Source organism: Algoriphagus resistens (assembly GCF_001442615.1).
Taxonomy (GTDB): Bacteria; Bacteroidota; Bacteroidia; order Cytophagales; family Cyclobacteriaceae; genus Algoriphagus; species Algoriphagus resistens.
Window position 1 is genome coordinate 110,564 of the sequence record NZ_LMXN01000010.1, and the last position, 23,755, is coordinate 134,318.

Genomic DNA, 23,755 nt, shown 5'->3' on the forward strand with positions numbered 1-23,755 from the left:
TCCTGGCCCGCGTTTTTTCCCTTGAGCCCGAGAGCTGTAGACGAAATTGCCCGGTATTTTATTACGATATTCCTACTACATAATTTTCTTAAATTTTAAGTACGGAATTATGTGACTTTAGCAAAAATACCGTGTCATACTAAGAAGGTGAAGAACCTAACGCTTTCGAACCAAAAAAACCAAGGACTATTAATTCTAAATGAATCCCTCACGAGAACAAGATAAAAAAGAGCTTCAGAGGGTTTCTGCATTATCTGATGAGGATCTGGTCAAAGAGATTATAGAATTGAAAGAGTCCGTATATTATGGCATCTTGTATGACAGGTACGCGGACAAAATCTACAATAGATGTTTACGGTTTATTCCTGTGAGAGAAGAGGCCCAGGATCTGACCCATGACCTATTTATCAAACTATACTATAGGTTAAAACAGTTTCGAGGACAATCATCATTCTCCACCTGGCTGTATAGTTTCACATACAACTTCTGTCTAAACCACCTCAACAGAAAGCATAAAATAAAGCAGGAGAAGGAACAGGAACTCACCGATAAGCTTCAAAATGAAACTGAAGAAATTGATGACAATGAGATTTTTGCATTGAAGGCCGAAAAACTGAAAGTTGCTCTGGACCGTGTCGGTGACAAGGAAAAGCTGATTCTGCTGATGAAATACCAGGACGAGTTTTCTGTCAAAGAAATCTCCGAATCCCTACAGCTTGGGGAGTCAGCTGTGAAAATGAGAATCAACAGAGCTAAAAAGAGAGTATTGGAAGAATACAAAAATCTAGGGCATTGAAAAATCCATTTAAAGAAATATTGGAACATGAGCAATTGCCTGAAATTATCAAAACCAGGGTAATGAAGGATATCAACCTGATCAATCTATCGATAGATCTGGCTGATCTCTTTTTGGTCAAAAGCCCGGATGTCTTTAAGACAGTATTTGATGACGAACTGGATTTCAATAAGAACAAAAGCAAAAATCGCGGAGAGGATAAAGACCCAAACAAAAATAATAATGAATAATTTAGTGGATAATATGCATGCAGGTTATGATGTGATTGAGAGTCTCTTTCGGGAAACCGTAGCATTTTTACCAAGCCTGTTGGGATTTCTACTTTTTCTGCTGGCAGCATGGCTGTTTTATAAAGTAACGCTGTTCCTTATTTCAAGGATATTGAAGACCGTCAATCTGGACCAATTCTTCCAAAGAAACTTTCCCGGAATAGAGTCCTGGAAGCTACAGATCAATCCTACTGCCATTATTCTGGCTTTCGTAAGGATAACCTTACTAGTGGTATTCGTAGTTCTGGGCTCAGAAATACTTGGGTTGCCGGTCCTTTCGAACGAGCTCAGCAAACTGCTAGAGTTCCTGCCCAAATTAGTGATCGCAATCTCCTTGCTCTTCATTGGATTTAACATCTCAGCAGCTGCCAGAAAGCTGGTTTTTACCCTCTTTGACTCTTTTGGAATGGCAGGGGCAAAGTTGATCTCTACCCTTACTGGCTATTTGATCCTTTTCATCATTGTGCTTATTGCCATAGAGTTGGTCGGAATTGATACCAGTATTATTACAAACAACCTATCCATTATATTAGGCGCCATACTGCTCTGCATTTCAATTGCGGTGGGACTGGGCTCAGTAGAGCTCGTGAAAAGAATCCTCTTTGGGTTTTATTTTAAGAAAAACTTCAGACTTGGCCAGCAGATAGAATTCGATAATATTTCCGGTAAAATCGTGAAAATGGACAATATTAACATTGTCCTCCAGCAAACAAGGGGGAAACTCGTAGTGCCTATCAAAGACCTGGTCAATACCAGGGTGAGCATTCTAGAGGGATAGCCAAGCCGAAATCTCCAGACAGGATAAGGCCTCAGAAAGCTCCTGCAGCGTATAGGGTTTGGGCAATACCTTGGCTATTCCAACTATGCTTAACTCATGCTCGGATAAAAGCACCTTCTCACCGGTCACCAAGATGATTTTCATGTCTGGGTAGTGTCTTTTAAGCCGTCCGCTAAGTGTAATCCCATCCAGGTCCGGTAAATTCAGATCAAGAAAGATGATGGGATAGTGATTTGTGTACAACAAAGCAGTAGTCTCTTTTGCGCTTTCAGCAGTATCGCAGGCTACACCAAGCTTTTTTAACTGTTTGGTGGTCATTTCCCTGCTGATCACATCATCATCCACTACCAAAACCCTCCCCCCTGAAATCTGAAGTTCCTTGGGGATATCACCAATCTGTCGGACAGGGGCTAGCTGGAATTGAGCATCAAAGTAAAAAACAGAGCCAACCCCCGACTCGCTGCTGAGATGGATTTCGCTTCTCATGCTATGAAGTAGTTTTCGGGTGATTGATAACCCCAGTCCTGAGCCTCTCTGTTTTCTGGCGGTTTTACCGGGAATCTGGACAAAATCCCGAAACAGTTTCTCCTGGTCTTTTTGATTAATCCCAATGCCTGAATCCTTAACAGCAAAATGGATTTCAACACTGTCCCCTTCTGATTTTAGGAGTTGGATAGAGAGTTCTATGAAGCCTTGCTCAGTGAAATTCAACGCATTGCCGAACAGGTTATTTAATATTTGTGTCAGCTTGGTTTTTGATCCTATTAGGTGAACGGGAAGCAAGGGATCTATATCCAAAACCAATGAAAGCCCATTCTTCTTGCAAAGCACAGCATATTGGGAGATAAGTTCTTCCACTAGCTTATGGAGGTCAAATTCATTCCCATTACCTAAATCTTCTTCAGCCTCCCTATTTACCAAATACTTATTAAGAAGGTCTTTTAGATGACAGGCGGAGTTATGAATGATATTGACCAGTTCCTTTTGGTCATCCCCCTCGCTGTCTTTAAGCAATTCAGAACTTCCGATTACTATATTCAAAGAATTTCGGATCTCGTGGGACAATTCATCAAAATACCTTACACTTTCCGATTTCATCATGATGGATTTATTGTTTATACTTTTCGGATTAAAAAAATGAGCATTCATTTCCTGTTTTTACATCACCATACCTAGCTTAAAACCCGCAAATCATTAGTTCAAATCTTCGGCATTATCCCCCTCCAATTGACCCACCTCGGCAGCCCTCTTGGCAACTTTAGTCTGTTAGTAAAGAGGACTTCAGCTTTCAGGAATATGAGACCTTATATCTTTAGAAACGGGATGAACTAGAAAGTCACATCTTGATGTGAAATTATTTCTGCCTGCTCTCAAAAAAGTTTATCCTGTATATCTCTTTGCGGAAAGGAACTCCTCCATCAGATTAGGGGATTCTTAAAAAAACATAATGGGTGCCCACTCACGCATCAGAATTAGGTCTGGTCCAGCCTGAAAAAATCGACCTAACCCTCCACCGCAGCCTTGAGGGAATTGCCGTATTCGAATTTCCGGCATCAAGTCAAAATACCTACGTGCAGCTAAGCGGATATTTAGAATGACTAAAGCAAAATCGGAATTTTGCTTTAGTCAGGCTTATACACAGAAGGCTAGTTGATTTTCGACTAGCCTTCTCCTATATCTACTTACAAAAACTACTTAGGGCAAGGTCGGGTCAAATGTCCCTCCCCAACCTACATTCTGCTCGAGCTGATTATTCCTGTCCAAAACCGCTTTCTGGATAGGAAAGAAATAATAGGTCTCCGGCAATACACTACTTTGGACACCGGATCTTGGGACCTGTAAAACCTGATATTTAAAATCTTTCTCAGTTAGTGAATAGCTGGAGGCCAATTCCCTACCTACTGACAAAGAAATCTCTGCTCCATTTTCGTCAACTGCAATGGCTTCTACGCCATGTTTGGTCTTTCCATCCAGTCTATCCAACATCCTTAGTCTTCGTAAATCCCAGAATCTATGGCCTTCAAAAGCAAACTCTATATTCCTTTCTGCAAGGATTGCTTCACGCATTTGCTCCCGGTCATTGGCTACAATTCCAAAGCTACCGTCCTCCCCTGGAAGTATTCCTGCTCTTTCTCTGATCTCTTTCAGGATAGTCATCGCGGTAGAAATATCACCTGTTTCATTCGCCGTCTCTGCATAATTCAGCATCACTTCCGCAAAACGCATCAATACGAAATCCACGTCATATTGCTGCACTTCAGGCTGGGTCAGATTCAACATGCTGTTTTTAAGGATAAAGAAGCCGGTATACCTATCCAGGTTAGTGGAATTGATACCTGCATTTGGATTGATTCCAAAATCATCCAGCTCATGGGCTATTCCCAATGCGGTATATTGCCTTTTACCTGCTTTACCGGATACTTCATATTCTTTGCCATTCCATACAATGGACTTGCCAAATCGGGGGTCTCTGTTTTTCCAGTAGTTTTGAAGAAATTCCTCATCACTCATGTAATATTCGCCGGTGGGATCATTGTACAGCTTCCCGTCTAGCATAGGGAATTCTTGTATAAATTCCCAGGTAGGACAGGCAGAAGCCGGTCCCCGGCTTTCTGATCCTGGCCTGACGCCGTGATCCCAGCTAGCTGATTTGTTTGGGTAGCTATTGATCACAGAGAAGACTGTTTCTCTGTTTCCCTCATCCAGCGCGATTTCAGCATAATCCTCTACCAAGCCATACCCATGGGCACTGAGCGCCTCGTAGGCTTCTTTGTTCGCAGCGTGGGCTTCAGCCCAATAGCTGTTATCAAATGGGTTGGAAGGGTTAAACTGAGGTGATGCTTTATAAAGCAAGACTTTCGCTTTGAAAGCTAGTGCGAAACTACCGTCTACTTTTCCGAAATCACCTGATGAGGATGGGATGTTCTCAGGCAGTAGGCTAATTGCCTGATCCAAGTCTTCAATCAGAAAATCAAAGCACTCAGCAGTAGAATTCCTGGCTACAAACAAATCATCTTCATACCTGTCCTGGGGTACTTTCACATAAGGAACCCCTCCATGGTACATCACCATATTGAAGTAGGTATAAGCCCTCATAAATAACGCCTGCCCGGTGATATTATCTTTTATTTCCTGGTCAAGGCCTCCGTTATTTACGTCTTGTATTGCCTGGTTTATTAAGCGTATCCTAGTGTAGTTCCAGTCTTTATATTCACCATTTGAGATAGTGATGCGATCTGCATACCAGGAAATCCCGGCAATTTGCTGACTTGTCCTGTCAGCCCCAGCATCCCAGTTCCCAAACATGGAATATAAATTTGCCATATAGGCATTGGCCAAATTTTGATCACTCCACACAAGTTCAGGGCTGTAGTGGTTGATATCTTCAATTTCGAGGAGATCAGAACAACCCGAGGAGATTACAATAAATCCGAGTATATATAGTATTCTTTTCATTGTATTGATTTTTAGATCAAATGGAACCTTGATGAGTAAGACAAGCATTTCCTGCGCGTTCAATGCTGTTTTCAATCCTGTCGGTTTCATTGAAGTTTCTTTAGAATTTAACATCAAGACCAAGCGTGAATGATCTCATCAAAGGGAAGGAATCGTAATTCTTCTGCTCCGGATCCTGGAATTCCTTTACTTCGGATATGGCAAATAAATTGGTTCCGTTGAAGAAAATTTTAGCGCTTAGAATATTGAAGTTGGAAAGCACTGTGCGGGGGATATTATAGCCCAGATTCAGATTTTTCAATCGTAGGTAGGCGCCGTTTTTGATCCAGAACGAAGTAGCTCCTGTTCCAGACTCATACCAGTTCTGTCCAACAGGACGGGGATATTTACCATCGGGGTTCTCAGGAGTCCACACATCATCCGCCCATATCGGGTAATAAGGTCGGATGGATCCGCCGTGCTGTCTCATTCCGGCACCTTCCTGATTGCTTATAATCCGATCATAGACCCCTACGCCCTGGAAGTGGGCATTGAGTGAGAAATTATTCCAGTCCAGATCGAAGCCAAATCCATAATTTATTCTCGGAGCGGCATTGTTTGAAAGGAGCTGGAAGTCATTTCCGTCAATTTTCCCATCAGGCCCAGCAGAAAAACCATCTCCTCTGATGTCCTCAAAATACAAGCCTCCCAAATACGGGTCTCTGCCGTATTGCTTTAATCCGGCCTCTATCAGTTCATTCAGCTGCTCCTGGGTCCTGATTATCCCCAAGGACCGTAACCCGAATATCCTTTCACTGGGCTGCCCTATCTGCGTTTCAAATTCCCTGTTGCCACCAGGCATAAAAATAGGGTTCTGATCCAGCTTGTCCCACTGGTCGCGGGCATAACCCAGATTTCCATAAACAGAATATTTGAGTTTCCCGCTTCCGGTTTGATCTCTCCACAGCAACGCAAGCTCTCCCCCTTTCCAGGATCTTTCCGCATAATTCTCAGGGGCCAAAGATTGCCCGTAATTATCGGGAAGGGTCACCAGTCTCGATCCCAGGATGTTGACCTCCTGCTTATAGAATGCATCTATGGATCCTACCAATCTGGTGTCAATCAATTCAAAATCCAATCCGGCATTATAGGTTGTAGAGCTGGCCCAGGTCAAATTCGGGTTAGGGGTGGCTCCAGGTACAATACTGGTGTACAGCTCATCCCCAAAAATATATCTCCCTCCATTGCTATAAGTATTTACAAAGGAAAAGGGATTAATCTTTTCGTTATACATATCCAAGTCATTGCCAGTGGTACCATAGGACATTCTCAATTTCAGATCATCCAGCCAGCTGGAGGTTCCTGCCATAAAATCCTCTCCGGCTATTCTCCAGGCCGCAGAGACGGAGGGGAAGAATCCCCAGCGGTTGCCTTTGGGAAAGAGGGTATTTCCATCGTACCTGAAGGAAAATTCAGCGATGTATTTCTCATCAAAGTTGTAATTGACCCTCCCTATCAGCGATTGTCTTGCCCCTATTTCCTCCCAGCCACTTCCATACCTACGCTCAGCATCCTGGGAATACACAAAATCCTGATCGTAATTGGTCACCGGGTCCTCAGCTTTGGAATAAGCCCCATAGGCACCGTTTTCCGCCTGCTCATATACGAGCATAGCGGTTATACCATGCTTATCAAACGTCCTGTTGTAGTTTAAAAACCAATCAAACTGATAACTCCAAGCGGTCTCCAGCTCATAACTTAAAAACTCCTGGTTTTGGCTAAAATTAAAGATGTTGACATTATTGGGATCCGGAGCAGCCGGAATAAATCTGTTTCCATCAGGATCTGCCTGGGTAAACACATAATTTTTCTGGTAGGTCAGATACTTCTTTCTCATGTAGTCCTCTGCCAGGTAACTTCCGACCACCCTGGTGGAAAGTCCCTCAATCGCATCACTCAAATCAATGTTGAGTGATAGGATTGAGTTTACCTGGCGTTTTCTGGTTTTGATGTAACGGTCTCCCACGATCTGATCAATAACACTCCATGCCTGCCAGCTGCCCATAGGTGTCTGCAAAGGAAAGTCGGTCACATAATCTGCAGGGGTGCCATCGGCCTCAGTGTAGAATGGATATACCTTTGGCCAGTTGAAGCTAACCCGGTATAAATCCGAGACATCATAATCATCGTCTGGGGAAAATGGCCAGTAAAAGCGGTCATGATTCTGCTGTGTGGCTGCAATGTTCAGGTCTAGGGTAATGCGTTTGGTGATTTTTGCCGAGACATTGCTTCGAAGGTTAAATTTACCATGATCGACACTCTTGTACGCCCCCTTTTCACCCAGGTAACTCAGCATGGAGTAATAGGTCAATTTATCATTCCCCCCGGTTACACTCAGGATGTAATTTTGACTGGTCGGGTTCCTCCAGATGAAGTCATTTACGTTGTAGCTTCTGTTTTCAAAATAGGCGAATTCTTCAGGGCCATTTGGCTGTGTAGTACCAAGAAATTCCGCCACCCTATTCTGATAAATAAGTTCGTCTGTCGCGGTGGTCTTATCTGAAAGTAGCTCCTGGGTGGGATTATAGGCTGAATAAGAGGTCTGAAAGCCTATGGTCATTTTTTGCTCTGTCCCTTTCTTGGTCGTGACCAGCACCACCCCATTTCCAGCTCTTGACCCATAAATGGATGCCGAGGCAGCATCCTTTAGGAAGCTAAGGTTGTCTACTTCATTTGAATTAAGTGCGTCAAAAGCCTCCTTGTCTCTCACTATTCCATCTATGACATACAAAGGATCACCAAAACTCCCCCGGATACGGATTGAAGAAGATGCTCCTGACAACCCGGAAGTCCCTGTGACGTTTACACCGGGAGCCCTACCTGCAAGTGTATTGGAAAGATTCGTGGCAGGTATGTCATTTATTTCATCCGTTTTCACCGCTGTTATTGCCCCGGTGAGATTCACTTTTTTCTGGGTACCATAGCCTACGATTATAATCTCGTCCAAAGCCTGGGTGTCTTCAGCAAGAGTTACATTAATGACACTTTGACTGCCGATTTCGATAGTCTGGCTAGCATATCCAATAAATGAAAAGACCAGGGAAGAACCTTCGGGTGCATCAATCGAAAAATTACCTTCCCCATCAGTGACAGTACCCGTGGAAGTCCCCATCACTGTGATGGTTACCCCCGGCATGGGCAGTTGGCTTTCGTCAACAACTGTCCCGGTCACTATGACCTCTTGAACGGACTCAATCACTTGGGATTCAGCTTTCTTCACCCCTACATGGATGGTATTATTGACCTGTTTAAATTTTAAATTGGATTCTTTTGAAATCTCCTGTAACAGGCTTTCAATGGAAATACTCTCCCCTCTTTTTGTATTGGTGTAAACGGCTCCCTTGACATCCTGCTTTCTATAGGAAAACAAAAAGTCAGTTTCACGTTCGATTTTTTGAATGACTTCATTCATGGGCAGCTGTTGTGCTATAATAGTCACAAAAACCTCTTCCATCTTTGTTTGGCCGCTACTTGTGCTGGCCAAAAGAGTGCTTAAAAAGAAGCACTGAAGTACCATTCCGAGAAAGGCATATTTTCCCATGGTCACAATTTTTTTCAGTAACTTTGTGTTCATAATAATTCTGTTTATGGATAATATTCTGTTGTCTGTAATCAATTAGATCATTGGTCATCGCTGCACGGCAAAATCCAGCTTTGATTGATGGTCTTTTTGTTTTTTTACTACTTCTGTCTTTGCATAGGCACTTGGTTTTTAGTGGATAATTATGGTTGAATCCTGGATATCAAACCCAAAATCATAAGTAAATGAAAGACCGATCATTACTTCCTCCAGTGTCTGATCATCAAATCTTCCGGTGTAATCTTTTAGATTTTTAATGTTCCTTTTTTGTATAAAACTCACTCCATACCAGTTTTCTAATTTTCTCAAAACCTCCTCAAAAGTCGCATTCTGGAGCACAAGCACTTTGTCCTTCCATGCGAATGCATTATCATAGTCAACTTTGATTTTTTCAAAAGACCCCTGGGCCGCATCCAAACTGGCTGCGTCCATAGGTTCCAGATAAAGTTCTTCTGAGGGTTTCTGCTCTGTATGCGCTGACTTTGCTACTTTCACCTTGCCGGTCAATACTGCTACTTGGCTGATTTGCGCTGCAGAATCTTCCAAAATAGCAAACGAGGTTCCTATTACTCTGGTAATCAAACCCTTCGAATGCACAATAAATGGTTTGTTCTCATCACGTTGTACATCAAAGAATGCCTGTCCTTCCATAAAAACCTCCCTAAGCTCCCCGGTGAAAAATTTAGGAAAGCGAATTTTACTGTTGGAATTCAGATGAATAATGCTTCCATCATTCAGTTTGAGGGTCAACTTCTCCCCTGGACGTGTCTGTCTGGTCAGGTATTCTATCTGGGCTGAAGGTGCTGTCTCTGCCTGATCCCCTTCTCTTCTACTTAAGATAAGCCAAACCGCCGAGGCCATAAGGGTGAATAGCAAAGACGCGGCTATGCCTCTCTTCCATCGCTTTATCCATGTACCTTCAGGCATAGCTTTCTGTGCTATTCTTCTGACATTATCTTCTTTGGACCCACGCAGTTTATCCTCTTCCTGCCCTATTTTTTCGTGGATTTTGGCCAATAAAGGTTGACTGTTGATAGCTTCAGCCAAAGGTTCGAATTTTTCAAATTCTTCCCCCAATGCCCTTACACCTTCATCAGAGTTGATCCAGATCAAAACCTGATGCACTTCTTCCGGACTGCATTTTCCATCAAAGAATTTCCTGAGTAATTCTGGGTCTATTGGTTTCATTTATTGTACTACTGGAAAAAGCTACCTATCCCCCAATCCGCTTTGAAAAAAATTATATGTCAACTTAAGGGTACCGCTATCTTGGCATATAATAGAGGTACATATTTTTTATCGTCAAAGATAGTTATTGCAAAAAATTAGTGTTTTAGTAGTATGTTCAGAAAAATTTTTGACTTTCTTTTTCTATATTTAAGAAATATTGTCAATTCATAAACTTTCGCCTAGCAAAGTTTTTAGACAACTCCAGTATCCATGGTGCAGCATTTAAAGCCACTTGTATGTAGGTTGAAAAATGGGGACAAAAGGGCCTTTGATGAGCTCTATGGACTTTTTCATAAGAAGATTTACTTATTCTGCTTAAACTACGGACTGGCGATAGCTGATGCTGAAGAAATCACCCAAGAGGTATTTGTCAAACTATGGCTAAACAGAACTTCATTGGATTCTGAGAAAAGTTTCAATTCCTACCTATACAAAATCGGAAAGAATATCATCATTGATGAATTCAAAAAGAAGATCAAAACCAAGGCTACCCAAGAATACCAGATGAGTCTGATCGTGCCTGGAAATAATGTAGAAGAGGGGATGGATTACATGGATCTAAAAAATCTGATGGACGAAACTCTCCTTTATCTGCCCGAACGGAGAAGAGAGGTTTTTGAGCTCTCCCGGATTCAGGGGCTTTCCCATAAAGAAATAGCAGAAGAACTGGGAATTTCCATAAAGACTGTGGAAAATCATCTCAACTTAGCCTTGCATGACTTCAGAATTGCCCTGCAAAAAACCAATGCTTTATGCTTAGCACTGATTCTGGTTTCAGCTTTGTAGTCAACATACCTAAAACCTTTACACATCCGCTTTTAACCCCCCAGTGGGATAAAAGCGGATGTACAGCTTGATTTTTCTTTAGTTTAGTTGCGGGAAAACAGGACAAGGAAACAATTCCCGGAGGAGCTCACACATTTTATTCAGTCTTTAGGCTTACGGCGGGATTGACTATTGCCGCACGGATAACCTGATATCCGACCGTGAGTGCGGCGATCAGCAGGGAACTGCCCATGGCCATTGCGAATGTCCAAATATCCAGTTGTATTTTGAACTCAAAATCCTGAAGCCAGTTGCCCATAAACCACCAGCCAACCGGGGCAGCAATCAGAAATGCAATTATAATCAACCGCACAAATTCCTGCCCGAATATCCAAATGATGTGGCCAACTCCCCCTCCCATCACTTTACGAATGCCGACTTCTTTGGTTTTCTGGGAAACCATAAAGGAAATCAATCCATAAAGGCCAAGACAACCGATAAAAATGGCAATAAAGGAAAAGAATTGAATTCCTTTCAGCAGGGTTTCTTCAGCGGCATAAAACTGCGCAATGCTGTCGTCAACAAAGGCATATTCAAACATTTTGTCTGGATATTGCTCTTCCCATAGTTGTTGTATTTCATTCAATGTCGCGCTCACCGAATTGCCATTGATTTTAATGGCAAAATTGGAATACATAGTACTTGCCGTAGTAATCAATGCGGCTGAGATTCCTTCATGCAAGGATCTGTCGTGGAAATTTCTAACTACCCCCACAATTGGTCCTTTCATATTTCCCCCATTGGCATAGATCATTTCCCCCAGGGCGTCTTCGTAGGAAGTGATACCCAAACTTTGCAGCATTGCTTCATTGACCACCATTTCCCTTACTGTATCTGAAGGTGTGAGGTTTCTTCCTGCGAGTAGTTCCAGGTCAAACGTGGAAAGGTAATCCGCATCTGCCAATTTCATATTGGTACGGAAACCCACTTCTTCCGTGTCCGAGCCAAAGCGTATGGAATTGTTCCAGGAATTGTCTGAGGCCGGGGCCTGATAGCACAAAGAAACTTTTTCAACACCTGGCAGGCGTAAAAACTCGTTTTTCAGTGTTTGCATCGTAATTAATGAATCGCTTCCCAGCTTCACCATTACGATGGACTCCTTATCAAAACCAAGTTCTGCCTGCTTGGTAAAACGCAGTTGATTCATGATTACAATCACCCCGATGATCAATACCTGGGAAATGGCAAACTGCATGATGATCAAGGAACGTCGGGTATTGAATCCGCCCAGCTGCTGCATGGAAAGTTTTCCTTTGAGCGCAGCTACAGGTTTGAAACCAGTCAAAATAAAGGCTGGATAGCACCCTGCCAAAAGCGTAATGAGTATAGCCAAACCGATGATAAATAACACCAAGGTGCCATCTGACAAGAAATTGACTGGGATCTGGGTGCTAAAGAAGTCATTTACGTAAGGAACCAGAACAAAAGCTACCACGAGCGCGATCAGAATACTGACTGTAGCGATAATAGCTGTTTCTAAAATAAACTGCCCGAAAAGCTGTGCCCTGAAGCTTCCTAAGACTTTTCTTACCCCAACTTCCCTGGATCTTTTCAAAGCTTGGGCCGTAGCAAGGTTTACAAAATTTACGCAGGCGGTGAGCAATAAAAAGATTCCTATAGCGATAAGAATCCCTATATCAGATTTCTCCATGGCTCCCCCGTATCTGCCATCGAAATGGACAGCTGAAAGTGCCTGAAGTTTATAATGATGTACATTTTTGCTCTCCGGCCTATGTTGCTTGACATAAGGCTGTAAAGCAAGTTCAACTTCTGTAGGACTCACACCCGGTCTGAGTTTGGTGTAGCAATACATCCCTCCCGTAATTCCTCCCCAGGCATCATCACTTGCCAACCAAGAGTTAAAATCTTTCAGGCTGATATAGGAAACAAAAATCTCAGGTTTGATATCTGTATTCCCGGGCAAATCCTTCAATACCCCCGTAATAGTGAAGGGCAGAAAATTATCGTAGGTAATCACCTGTCCGATTGGATTTTGTTCACCAAAGTATTTCCTGGCAATCCTTTCGGTAACAATGGCTGTATTAGGTTCTGAAAGAGCGGTATTCATATTCCCTCTTACAAGGGGAAAATTGAAAATATCAAAAAATTCAGGCTCGGTAAATGCAAACCCCTGAGGTTCCTTGATCAACTGCTTTTGCCCGTTGCGCTCAAAAGAAATCACTGAATTTGCTTCATGAAACATACGGGCGACTTTTTCCCCGTACGTATGATTTTCTCTAAGTACCATACCTAATGGGGAAGGCACACTGTTTACATAAGAAACGGATTCCCGGTGTTGCTCGGTTACAACCCGGTATATTCTGTCTTTGTCCTGATGGAAATCATCAAAACCCATATGGTGCTTCACCAGTACAAAAATCAAAATGCAGCAGGTGATACTGAGTGCCAATCCGGCGATGTTGATAAGCGTATATTCCTTGTTTCTCACAAGGGTTCTCCAACCGATTTTAAAATAACTTCTGTACATACCGTAGGGGGTTAAGTTTTGATAAGGTCTTCTTGGCCTGATAATGCCGGGACGGAACAGGAGCAATACATCAAGAATAAACTTCCAGTCTGCTTTACGCTTTCCCAGTGTTTTGAAATTTCTTTCATAAACCTCCCATAAATCGCCTTCGATATAGTCCTGCATCCTCGGATGGCAAAACCAGCGGAAGAAGCTGACAAACAGTTTCGGCGGAGAAGGCTGTTGATTTTTCATGGCTTAAATTCCAGCAAGATTCGACTGCCAGATGGTTTCTGGGATGGCAGCCCAGAGACCGTCCCGGGTATCTTTAGCGTATTGAATAGCCTTTTTGCCTGTAGCGGTAATTTCAAAATATCTTCGTGGCCGCCCAGCACGCTCTTCCGTAGATTCACCTGCAAAGGATTTTAGGTAACCTTTGTCCTCCATCCTATTCAATGCAGTGTGCAGCGCCCCCATGCTGACAGTTCGTTTCAACCGGGATTCAATCTCATCTTTGATAGCCACACTGTAGGCAACATTATTCAGTATCCCAACGGTGAGGATTACGATCTCTTCAAACTCCCCCAGCTGATAGTCTTTCATAATAGATAGTCGGTATATTATCTAAATGTAGGAATAATAATTATGCCAGATTGGTAATTGCGTTTTTTGGCCCTTTTGGCCAGTATTATGAAATTGGAGCTGTCCGTCCTAGGACAAAAATGGGCGAAATTGGGAAATTAACGCTTTCCCTATATTGAGCTTTGAAATCAACATGTCGTGCGCATAAAAATACATTCATGAAGAAGAATTTCACAAACGGAGAAGAAAGTTGAACCTCTGTAGCCTGCAGTCTGAGAAACACCCAGATGCTCTTTGACACAGGCCATAGCGATAGCGGGAGCACTAGTCCCTTCAATAAAAAAGGCTGCCACATCATTAATGCGGCAGCCTTCCCGAGCCTGGTTTTGGCTTACTTATTTCTTCACAGCCAGCTGAATCGAAAGCTCGGTCAACTGCTCATCGGCAATGCTACTTGGAGAATCGATCATCACATCCCTGCCAGAGTTGTTCTTAGGGAAGGCGATGTAATCTCTGATGGAATCTGATCCACCGAAAATCGCGCAAAGTCTATCAAATCCAAAGGCAATTCCCCCGTGTGGCGGTGCTCCGTATTCGAAGGCCTCCATCAGGAACCCAAACTGCTTTTGCGCTTCCTCCTCTGAGAATCCAAGGTGCTTGAACATCAGCTGCTGGGTGCCACGGTCATGAATACGGATGGAACCTCCTCCGATTTCCACACCATTGATCACCAAATCATAGGCATTTGCCCTTACAGCTCCAGGATCAGTATCAAGCAATGGAATATCTTCTTTCTTTGGAGAAGTAAATGGATGGTGCATCGCGTGGTAGCGATTGGTTTCCTCGTCCCACTCCAGCAAAGGAAAGTCCATTACCCACAGTGGTTTGAATACCGTTCGGTCCCGGAGTCCCAGGTCCTCACCCATTTTTAGACGGAGTTCGGAAAGCTGCTTGCGTACTTTGTCCGCATCACCGCTCAAAATCAACATCAGGTCTCCCTGTGCTGCACCAAATGCATCTGCCCAATCCTGAAGATCATCAGCAGAGTAAAACTTATCTACTGAAGATTTTATAGTGCCATCTGCATTGTACTTGGCATACACCATACCTTTGGCTCCGATCTGGGGACGCTTCAACCAGTCAGTCAGTGCATCCAGCTGCTTGCGGGTATACGCTGCCGCTCCTTTAGCACAAATACCTACCACCAGTTCAGCCTGGTCAAAGATGCTAAATCCTTTGCCTTTGGCAAGGTCATTCAGCTCTACAAATTTCATTTCAAAGCGAAGATCAGGCTTGTCATTCCCATAATACCTCATGGCATCGGCATGCGTCATTCGCTTCACCTCTTCCAGCTCTACGCCTTTTACCGTACTGAACAGGTGCTTGGTCAATCCCTCAAAGGTGTTGAGGATATCCTCCTGATCCACGAAAGCCATTTCACAGTCAATCTGGGTAAATTCAGGCTGCCGGTCTGCTCTCAGATCCTCGTCACGAAAGCATTTCACAATCTGAAAATACCTATCAAAGCCGGAAACCATCAGCAATTGTTTAAACGTTTGCGGGGACTGGGGTAATGCGTAAAACTCCCCCGGATTAGTACGGCTGGGAACGACAAAGTCTCGTGCACCTTCGGGAGTGGATTTGATCAAAACAGGGGTTTCTACCTCGATGAAGTTTTGCGCATCCATATACTTACGCGTCTCCTGCATCATTTTATGGCGTAATTGGAGCTTTTCTCTCACCACATTCCTTCGTAGATCCAGGTACCTGTATTTCATACGAAGCTCGTCTCCTCCGTCTGTTTCATCCTCGATGATAAATGGAGGAACTTTCGAAGCGTTCAGCACTTCAAGTGCTGTTACTTTGATTTCGATCCCCCCTGTCGGGATTTTATCGTTTTTGGACGTCCGCTCGATTACTTTACCGGTCGCCTGCACTACGAATTCCCGGCCTAATTCGGCTGCTTTTTCCAACAGCGCTTTTTCGCTGGAATCCTCCTCAAAAATCAATTGGGTCAATCCGTACCGGTCCCGAAGATCGACCCAGATTAAACCTCCTTTATTTCTTACCCGCTGTACCCAGCCGGCAAGCGTTACTTCCTGATTTACGTGATCCAGGCGAAGTTCGCCACAAGTATGCGTTCTCAGCATTTTATTTTATTTTTTTGGGAGGTCAAAGATAAAGAAATGACTGTGAGAACACACGAATCATTGGAGGATTAGCATTTTTTTCAAAAATTTCTTCACAGTTTTCCAAAAAACCACGCAAATCATAACAAAAACACATTTTAAGAGAATAGTCTTTTTAATTCCGAATTAAGAAATTTCCATAAAATATTTAACCAGCCTTTTTCGTTGGTATGATAGTTGGGTGGCTGCTGCCAAAAGGTTTACACCTCAAAACTTGGATTAAAAGCCCATTTTTACTTCTTTGGGTTAAATTTTAAAACTCCCTTACTAGTATAGATTACAATGAAAAAGATTTGGATAGGAATTGCTGCATTAGTTATCACCATCGGCGCAGCATCTTCACTCCAATTTTTCAGTCTACCTTTTCAGGCAGAAAAGGAAGCAGAGATCGTAGAACCTCCATTGATCGATTCCCTTGAGAATCAGGTTTTTCTATATGGGATCAATGTCACCGGACTGAATATTGTGGAAGGAACGGTAAGCAAAAACCAAACGCTGGGGTCTATTCTCGCCCCTTTTAATGTTCCCTACCAGATCATTGATGAAATAGCAAAAAAGTCAAAGGCCATTTTTGATGTCAGAGGGATAGCTGCCAACAAGAAATTTACGGTAGTAACCCCAGCGGATTCTACCAAGGCCCAGTTTTTCATCTACGAGCCCAACCCTGCCGAATACGTTGTATTCAACCTGGATTCCATCGATATATATAAAGCAGAAAAACCTGCTGAGTACAGAACCAAAGAAGCTGGCGGAATTATCAATTCCAACCTCTCTGCAGATATGGGAAGTCAGGGAGTGACTTATGATATCATTGACCAGTTCGCAGATCTGTACGGCTGGTCTATTGATTTTGGAGCTTTGCAAAAGGGTGACAAATTCAAGGTCTCTTATCAGGAAAAAGTAATAGACGGAATTGTCGTGGGAGTGTCCGACATTCAGACTGCATTTTTTGAGCACAAAGGCGAACCCTATTATGCGATCCCGTTTGAGCAAAATGGTGAAATCAACTTTTTCGACCAAAACGGTGAAAGCTTCAAAAAAGCATTTTTGAGAGATCCTTTGAAATACACCAGAATCAGTTCCAGATACAATCTGCGTAGATTCCACCCGGTACAGAAGCGATACAAAGCACATTTGGGTACAGATTACGCTGCTCCAAGAGGAACAGAGATCCGTTCGGTAGGAGAAGGAACAGTGACCGATGCGCGATACACTTCCGCCAACGGAAACTATGTAAAGATCAAACATAACGGGACCTATACCACCCAATACCTACACATGTCCAAAATTGCCAAAGGCATCAAGCCTGGCACAAGGATCAGGCAAGGGCAGGTAATTGGCTATGTGGGAAGTACAGGTTTGGCCACAGGCCCGCATTTATGCTTTAGATTCTGGAAAAATGGTAAGCAAGAAGATTGGTTACAAGAAAAAATACCTCCTTCTGAGCCAATTGCAGCAAGTAATAGAATGGCTTTTGAGTCCACAAAAATTGAATACATGGAGAAATTGGCCGCCATTAGGCTGCCCGGAGACCCAGAAGTCTTGCTTGCAGAAACACCAAAGCCTACTGAACCTATAAAAAGCGAATAAGTGCATTTGCAGAGAAATTACCTAAGTGCAAACCAGCAGGTTTGCACTTTTTTTATTTTAAGCCAGGAAGCACCAAGTCTAATTCCTGGTTAGGATCAGTTCAAGTCTTTTGATGTGAACTCAATTTATCGCAGACTTCAGATTGCCTTCTGGAGTATCCATAAATCCGGATTTAATACCTACGGGTCTGAAGACTTTTCCCAGATTAAGTAACTTGCAGCGCAAATCCATTTAAAATTCCTTGGAAAAAGATCAACACATACGAATCAATAAGTACCTGAGTGAGGTTGGCTTTTGCTCCAGACGTGGCGCGGACAAGCTTCTGGAAGAAGGCAGGATCACCATCAATGGAAAAGTACCTGAACTCGGCACCAAAGTAGGCCCATCTGATGTGGTCGCAGTGGATGGGGAAGCGGTGGGCAAACCAAAAGAAGTGCATACTTACATTGCCTTCAACAAACCTGTGGGCATTGTGAGCACTACGGATACTAAAGGCGAAAAGGATAACATCATCGATTACATCGGCCATACACAGCGGATTTTTCCGATCGGAAGACTGGATAAGGATAGTGAAGGGCTGATTTTTTTGACCAGTGAAGGGGATATCGTCAATAAGATTCTTCGCTCTAAAAACAACCATGAAAAGGAGTATATCGTCACGGTGGATCGGCCAGTGAACGACGAATTCATCAAACTGATGGGCTCCGGAGTCCCGATATTGGACACCGTAACAGACCCTTGCACCGTAGAACGAATCAGCAAATTCAAATTCCGGATTATTCTAACCCAAGGACTTAACCGCCAGATCAGGCGAATGTGCGAGCACTTTGGTTTTAAAGTAGTTCAGCTTAAACGCATAAGAATCATGAATGTGCATTTGGATATTCCCGTAGGCAAATGGCGAGACCTGACCGAGAAGGAACTTGCAGGGATCAATGAGATGATAGCTGATAGCTCTAAGACATTTGATTGAGGGATAGCGTAGCTGCCTGTTTCTCCAAAATACTGCTTTCCAAGAAACTGCACAACCCAAATCATTTTTCTATTTCTGGTAAACCCGGACATAATCCACTACATACGCCCTGGGAAATGAAGAGCCGCTGGGATCACCACCGTTCCCTCCAATGGCCAGGTTCAGTAAAATATAATGTGGCTGATGAAAGGGATTAAATCCATCAGGATTTACAGTTCTGGCTAAATCTATTTCATTCAGCAATTCATTATCCAAGAAAAGCCTAATCGATTCTTCCGTCCATTCCATTCTCCAGAGATGGAATTTATCCGGCCAGTCGGGATCTTTTTCCAAAAACTCAGCGAACGGGATTTTAGCTTCATCCCATTTGGCATTGTATTGCCCCTCATCTGCCCAGGCGGCATTTGCAAGAATGGTCGCTTCCCCCTTAACACGGTAATATTCCATTAGGTCGATTTCCCCATTAGAAGGCCAGGGTTCGGTAATTCCCAGTGTCCAGATCGCCGGCCACATGCCCATAGCTGTGTCGATCTTGGCCCGAACTTCCATGATTCCATATTGGAATTCATACTTTCCACGCGTGTTGATACTTGATGAAGTGTATTCTCCAAACTCCCTGTTTCTCCTCCAATCGGTACTCCCAGCATCGTAATTTACATTTTTCACCTGCTCTCTTTTCCCGGTAATCACCAGCATTCCGTTCGTTATTTCGGCATTTGGTTCTTGGTACCACTGCAATTCATTATTCCTTTTGAACCCGGCTTCAAAAGACCAAAAAGCAGGATTTACTTTTCCTTCCTGATCAAATTCTTCCTGCCAGACCAGTTTGTATGCTGTTCCATCAGGGTTGAATTGAGCTTGGGCGCAAATGGACACTCCAAGGGATAGTAGCAGAACGAAAAGCCTGTGCATGGTCAATTTGAATGTAAAGAAGAGATCAAGATAAACCCAAAATAGTTTTATTAAAAGGATATCAACTATTCCGGGCTATCAACCAACAACAGCGGCACATTACCTATGCTTATTCACCTGTTTATAATTGTTTTAAAATGGTCAGATGAAATCTCGCATTCCGGATAATCATCCATCCGTGTGTTGCCTGCAACATGCACACCAATAGAATTGGCTTAAACCAGGCAAAGGGCTGCTCCGGGCAAGTCAATGGTATTACAACGTATGGACATTCTTCTTTCTTCCTGAATAGGTATGGGAATTTACCTAACCCTGAGTTCCGTACGGCGATTAAGCTGATGCATCGCTTCGGTACAAGAAATCTCGTTGCAGTCATTTATTGGTTTGGTTTCTCCAAACCAAGTTTCATCCATTCTGCTTTCTTCAATGCCTCTTTCTATCAGGTATTTTTTAACAACATCAGCTCTACGCTCAGACAATGGCTTATTGTATTCCTCGGAGCCTCTCTGGTCTGTATGCCCTTCTATGTAGAGCATTAAGTTTGGCATACGCTTCAGCATAATTGCCGTACGCTCCAGTTCTTTCTTGTGGACAGATCTCAGCATAGCCTTATCAAAATCAAAGTAGATGGTCGGTATTGCTGCAAGCTCTTTCTGTATCTCTTCAAATAATACCAGAGGATTACAGAAGTCCATGTCATTGAAACCCTCAGGCATTTCGTACTGCTTAGCCGGATCAGGGAAAGCCTCAAGGATAAGTTCTGATCTTCTATTTAGCTGATGTGCTGTTTCAGGACAAGGAACACCATTCCCACAGTCATTCACCAAATTCTGTTCACCGAACCATTCCAGTCTAATTCTATCAGCTGATACATTATACTGCGCCATGTACTCGGTCACGGCTTTAGCTCTATTAGTAGAAAGGATAATGTTATACTCCTCACTTGCCCTGGAATCGGTATAAGAGGCTACCAGTAGATCAAGGAAAGGATATTTATTCATCAACTCGCCCAGTTTATCCAAAGCCGGCTTTGCATCATCCCTGATCTTAAACTTGTCCAAATCATAATAGACAATATCCACATACACCGGCAGCTGATATGGAATAGCAATGAGCTTGTATTCTCTCTTAACTGTATCGCCAGCAACCCCCTTGGTAGTAATGCTTTCATCTGTCAGACTAAAATAGCCAGGCTTACTTATTACTATCCCAAAGTCGCTATCAGGTTCCAGCTCTGCCAGCAGTTCTCCGCTGTTGTCACGCGTCGTCTGTACATTACTGTTTTGGGTCTTGTCCCTTAGCGTAGCCACATAGCTGTCCGTAATCACTGTCCCTTCGCAGTCAATCACCTTGGCCAAAAACTGCTTATACACTTCTTGCATGGTATATATATCGTCCAATCCCATTCCTCCCTTTCTATTGGAAGAAAGGTAAACTTCCTCCTTACCATCTTTGCCGACTAGTTCCCGGTAAGCAAAGTCATCTGCCAGGGAGTTGATCGGGATGCCCATGTTTTGCACGTTGCCAAACTGCGTAGTGGTATAGTCGGCCTGAAAAATATCCATTCCTCCTACACCTGGATGACCGGTGGAACTGAAGTAAAAATTGTCCTCTTTTCTAAAAGCATGGGATTCATTACCGGCAGTATTGATTTCTGGACCGAGATTAACAGGTGTTCCGAAATCCATATTCTCGTCATAAGTCACATAGTACAGGTCAGTCCCTCCCATTCCATCAGGCATATCAGAAGTGAAATAAAGCCGTTTGGCTTCTTCATCCACAAACGGGTTCATTACAGAATAGCCGATTGAATCATTAAATGGTACCGGATTAAAGCCCTCAAGGGTGCCCTCTTCGGTCAGGTAGCTATAATAAATCTCAGGCTGCACTACAATTCCTTCTTGCTTTTTTACTTTTTTGATCCCTCTGGTGACAGAATAAAAAAGAACGCCCTGTTCTTTATCAAAACTAGGATCAGAGAAATTATAGGTTCCCGGAACGTTAGAAACCAATTCTGTAATATTTCCAGCTGTATCCTGTTTGTAAACAGAAAAATATTCCCGGTCTGTAAAATCATTTTTCTCATCACTGAAATATTTATTCTTGGCATCTATTCGCAAACCAGGCATTTCACTGGGAAATTGTCCGCCTCTATCTGAAACAAAATATTTATTACCATTTGAATCTACTGCTACGCTAAAGTCAGATCCTGAAGAATTCAAGCCCTCAGCGGATTCAATCTTAACCTTCTTTTTACTTTGGACGCTCAGCAGTTTAGCCACATGCAGACTATCTGCTGTAACCCCTTTTGCTTGAAGAGTACTGACCGCTTCATCGAAATTATCTGTCAACTGGGATGCTCTTAGGTATTGGGCATAGTCGGAATTGTCTGCATCCTCATACCCTATAGTAGTTTGCCACCATTTATAGGACTTATCATAGTCACGTAAAATATTCTGTACCTCTGAAATTTTTCTGGCCGTCTCATAGGTAGGTTTCTTTTCATAAGACTGTTCATATACCTCCAGGGCATGAGCATAATTCATCAGCTCCATTTGCATATCCGCATAACGGCTTTTGCTCTTCTGCGCGTTAACCGTCCCTAAAGATCCAAAGAGCATCACTGCGGTAAAACTGAGTAGTGTACATGTCTTTTTCATAATCAGAACCATCTTTGGTTTTTCATTACTGCTGTTCTTGGCGTGATGTAGTAGCCTACAGAAAGCTCATGGGAGTTATTTCGGTAGTTGCTCAACACATTCAGGTTTTGGTCATAAGCGTAGCCCAACCTTAGTCGCTTGGTAGCAAAGATCTCGACAATCGCTGCCACAGCATTCCGGTTGTTCAGATTCTCCGGCAGATTATCGTTCCATATCTTCATGTTACTTCTATAAGATCCTCCTACCCAAATTCTATCGACGAATAAAAACATCGCGTTGATATCATAATTTGTAGGAGCTCCTTTTACTTCCCTGATCAGGAAGCTGGGTTTGAATTTAACAAGCTGACCAAAATCAACGATTGCCCCAGCAGTTAGGTAAAAGTGAAAATCATGGTAGGCAAGGGCTACATCCTCTTTTTCCAGTGCTTTCTTACCGATCATATTGTACACACTAAAACCTGCATAAAATCTATCCGTGTTGAAAAACAATCCGGTGTTCAGATTTGGAGTGGTTAGGTTAATTCTGCCATCTGGTATCTCCGAATCTGGATAATCATTCGGATCCAACATGCTCCCATCAATAGAATATTGTGAGAATCCTGCACTTACACCCAGTCCCAGATGGCTTTTAGTCCCTGTCTGTATTCTGTAGGCATAGGTCAATAACCCACTGGTTGTCTTTGCCGGACCTAAGTTGTCACTCAGAAATGACGCCCCAAATCCCATAGCACCTTCATTGGCAGATAAATCTGCCGTGACTGTGAAAGTTTCCGGAGCTCCCGGGAAGTTAATCCACTGGCTTCGGTAGGTAGACTGAATATAGGCTTCCTGCTTGTAGCCTGCGTAGCCTGGGTTGATATGCAACCCGTTGAAGATATACTGGCTAAACTGTGGAAGCTGCTGCCCAAAAGTCTCCTCAGTAGCTAATACGGCCAGCAAAAAGGTCGCTGCAATAATCTTAAAAATAGTTTTCATATGATTATAATTTGATGTTATAGGTCACATGGAATCTTTGACGATTAAAATATTCATTGCCCTGAGTGTTTTAATGATGATTTTAAACGTGTCGATTTCCTATTCTAATAATTTGTCTTTTAAAGGCCATAACCTGTCTCACATTGAATAAACATTCCCCAAAATGTTGATTGACTATTCTCGATATACTATGCTGTCTATTTTCATTCTGTCTCTGGACTTGATCAGTCTTTGATTAGCTGACATCCATCTTTTGTATTTATGCTCCTGGCCTGATTTGTCTATGGATTTCAATACCGATAGTATATTCTGGCCGCGCGGATTGGAGCATACCGATCTTTCTAGTAGTTCATTTATCCTAAAATATGATTACCTAACCTGTTAAATATAATAATCTCTGTGCAAAAAAATATACTAATTCTTATATTTTAG

16 protein-coding genes are annotated in these 23,755 nt (G+C 43.0%); 6 read left to right on the top strand and 10 right to left on the bottom strand.

Annotated elements, in window-relative coordinates; genetic code table 11:
- Positions 1-199 precede the first annotated feature (199 nt).
- From AS141_RS17125 to AS141_RS17135, 3 genes are read left to right on the top strand one after another with little or no spacing between them, the layout of a single operon-like run.
- Positions 200-796, top strand: coding sequence for an RNA polymerase sigma factor (locus tag AS141_RS17125; protein WP_057938911.1), 597 nt, complete (start codon positions 200-202; stop codon positions 794-796).
- Positions 793-1,026 carry a hypothetical protein gene (locus AS141_RS17130; RefSeq protein ID WP_057938912.1) on the top strand — a complete coding sequence of 78 codons (234 nt, stop codon included), beginning with the start codon at positions 793-795 and terminating at the stop codon, positions 1,024-1,026. Before AS141_RS17125 ends, AS141_RS17130 begins: the two co-directional genes overlap by 4 nt.
- Positions 1,019-1,843, top strand: a complete 825-nt coding sequence (locus AS141_RS17135; protein WP_157243519.1) for a mechanosensitive ion channel family protein — start codon at positions 1,019-1,021, stop codon at positions 1,841-1,843. Before AS141_RS17130 ends, AS141_RS17135 begins: the two co-directional genes overlap by 8 nt.
- Here the strand turns inward: AS141_RS17135 and AS141_RS17140 are convergent.
- The 4 genes from AS141_RS17140 to AS141_RS17155 all read right to left on the bottom strand — a co-directional run bounded on the left by AS141_RS17140 (position 1,832) and on the right by AS141_RS17155 (position 10,106).
- On the bottom strand, positions 1,832-2,944 hold the full coding sequence (locus tag AS141_RS17140) for an ATP-binding response regulator (protein WP_198293571.1): 1,113 nt from the start codon (positions 2,942-2,944) through the stop codon (positions 1,832-1,834). The two genes, AS141_RS17135 and AS141_RS17140, sit on opposite strands and share 12 nt — an antisense overlap.
- Positions 2,945-3,538: 594 nt before the next feature.
- Positions 3,539-5,389, bottom strand: coding sequence for a RagB/SusD family nutrient uptake outer membrane protein (locus tag AS141_RS17145; RefSeq protein ID WP_232424950.1), 1,851 nt, complete (start codon positions 5,387-5,389; stop codon positions 3,539-3,541).
- Between the two features lie 10 nt (positions 5,390-5,399).
- Positions 5,400-8,912: a SusC/RagA family TonB-linked outer membrane protein gene (locus AS141_RS17150; protein WP_057938915.1), complete on the bottom strand. Its 3,513-nt coding sequence runs from the start codon at positions 8,910-8,912 to the stop codon at positions 5,400-5,402.
- A gap of 138 nt (positions 8,913-9,050) precedes the next feature.
- A complete protein-coding gene (locus AS141_RS17155; protein WP_057938916.1) occupies positions 9,051-10,106 on the bottom strand; it encodes a FecR family protein in 1,056 nt (351 codons plus the stop codon).
- A gap of 252 nt (positions 10,107-10,358) precedes the next feature.
- On the opposite strand from AS141_RS17155, the gene AS141_RS17160 reads away from it, so the two are divergent.
- Positions 10,359-10,934: an RNA polymerase sigma-70 factor gene (locus AS141_RS17160; RefSeq protein ID WP_057938917.1), complete on the top strand. Its 576-nt coding sequence runs from the start codon at positions 10,359-10,361 to the stop codon at positions 10,932-10,934.
- A gap of 136 nt (positions 10,935-11,070) precedes the next feature.
- On the opposite strand, the gene AS141_RS17165 is transcribed toward AS141_RS17160, so the two are convergent.
- From AS141_RS17165 to aspS, 3 genes are all read right to left on the bottom strand, one after another.
- Positions 11,071-13,695: an ABC transporter permease gene (locus AS141_RS17165; protein ID WP_057938918.1), complete on the bottom strand. Its 2,625-nt coding sequence runs from the start codon at positions 13,693-13,695 to the stop codon at positions 11,071-11,073.
- A 3-nt stretch (positions 13,696-13,698) separates the two neighbouring features.
- The gene (locus tag AS141_RS17170; protein ID WP_057938919.1) at positions 13,699-14,043 is read right to left on the bottom strand and encodes a PadR family transcriptional regulator; all 345 of its coding nucleotides are present in this window, start codon (positions 14,041-14,043) and stop codon (positions 13,699-13,701) included.
- Between the two features lie 374 nt (positions 14,044-14,417).
- Positions 14,418-16,172: an aspartate--tRNA ligase gene (gene aspS, locus AS141_RS17175; protein ID WP_057938920.1), complete on the bottom strand. Its 1,755-nt coding sequence runs from the start codon at positions 16,170-16,172 to the stop codon at positions 14,418-14,420.
- A gap of 321 nt (positions 16,173-16,493) precedes the next feature.
- On the opposite strand from aspS, the gene AS141_RS17180 reads away from it, so the two are divergent.
- Positions 16,494-17,801 (top strand): peptidoglycan DD-metalloendopeptidase family protein, encoded by a 1,308-nt coding sequence (locus AS141_RS17180; RefSeq protein ID WP_057938921.1) that lies wholly within the window; start codon positions 16,494-16,496, stop codon positions 17,799-17,801.
- 241 nt (positions 17,802-18,042) lie between these two features.
- Positions 18,043-18,774: a 23S rRNA pseudouridine(2604) synthase RluF gene (gene rluF, locus AS141_RS17185; protein WP_057938922.1), complete on the top strand. Its 732-nt coding sequence runs from the start codon at positions 18,043-18,045 to the stop codon at positions 18,772-18,774.
- 69 nt (positions 18,775-18,843) lie between these two features.
- On the opposite strand, the gene AS141_RS17190 is transcribed toward rluF, so the two are convergent.
- The 3 genes from AS141_RS17190 to AS141_RS17200 all read right to left on the bottom strand — a co-directional run bounded on the left by AS141_RS17190 (position 18,844) and on the right by AS141_RS17200 (position 23,323).
- Complete coding sequence (locus tag AS141_RS17190; protein WP_057938923.1) at positions 18,844-19,686, bottom strand: glycoside hydrolase family 16 protein; 843 nt, start codon at positions 19,684-19,686, stop codon at positions 18,844-18,846.
- Positions 19,687-19,988: 302 nt separating this feature from the next.
- Positions 19,989-22,346: an OmpA family protein gene (locus AS141_RS17195; RefSeq protein WP_232424951.1), complete on the bottom strand. Its 2,358-nt coding sequence runs from the start codon at positions 22,344-22,346 to the stop codon at positions 19,989-19,991.
- Positions 22,347-22,348: 2 nt separating this feature from the next.
- Entirely contained in the window at positions 22,349-23,323 is a 975-nt protein-coding gene (locus AS141_RS17200; protein WP_057938925.1) for a PorP/SprF family type IX secretion system membrane protein, read from the bottom strand.
- Positions 23,324-23,755 lie beyond the last annotated feature (432 nt).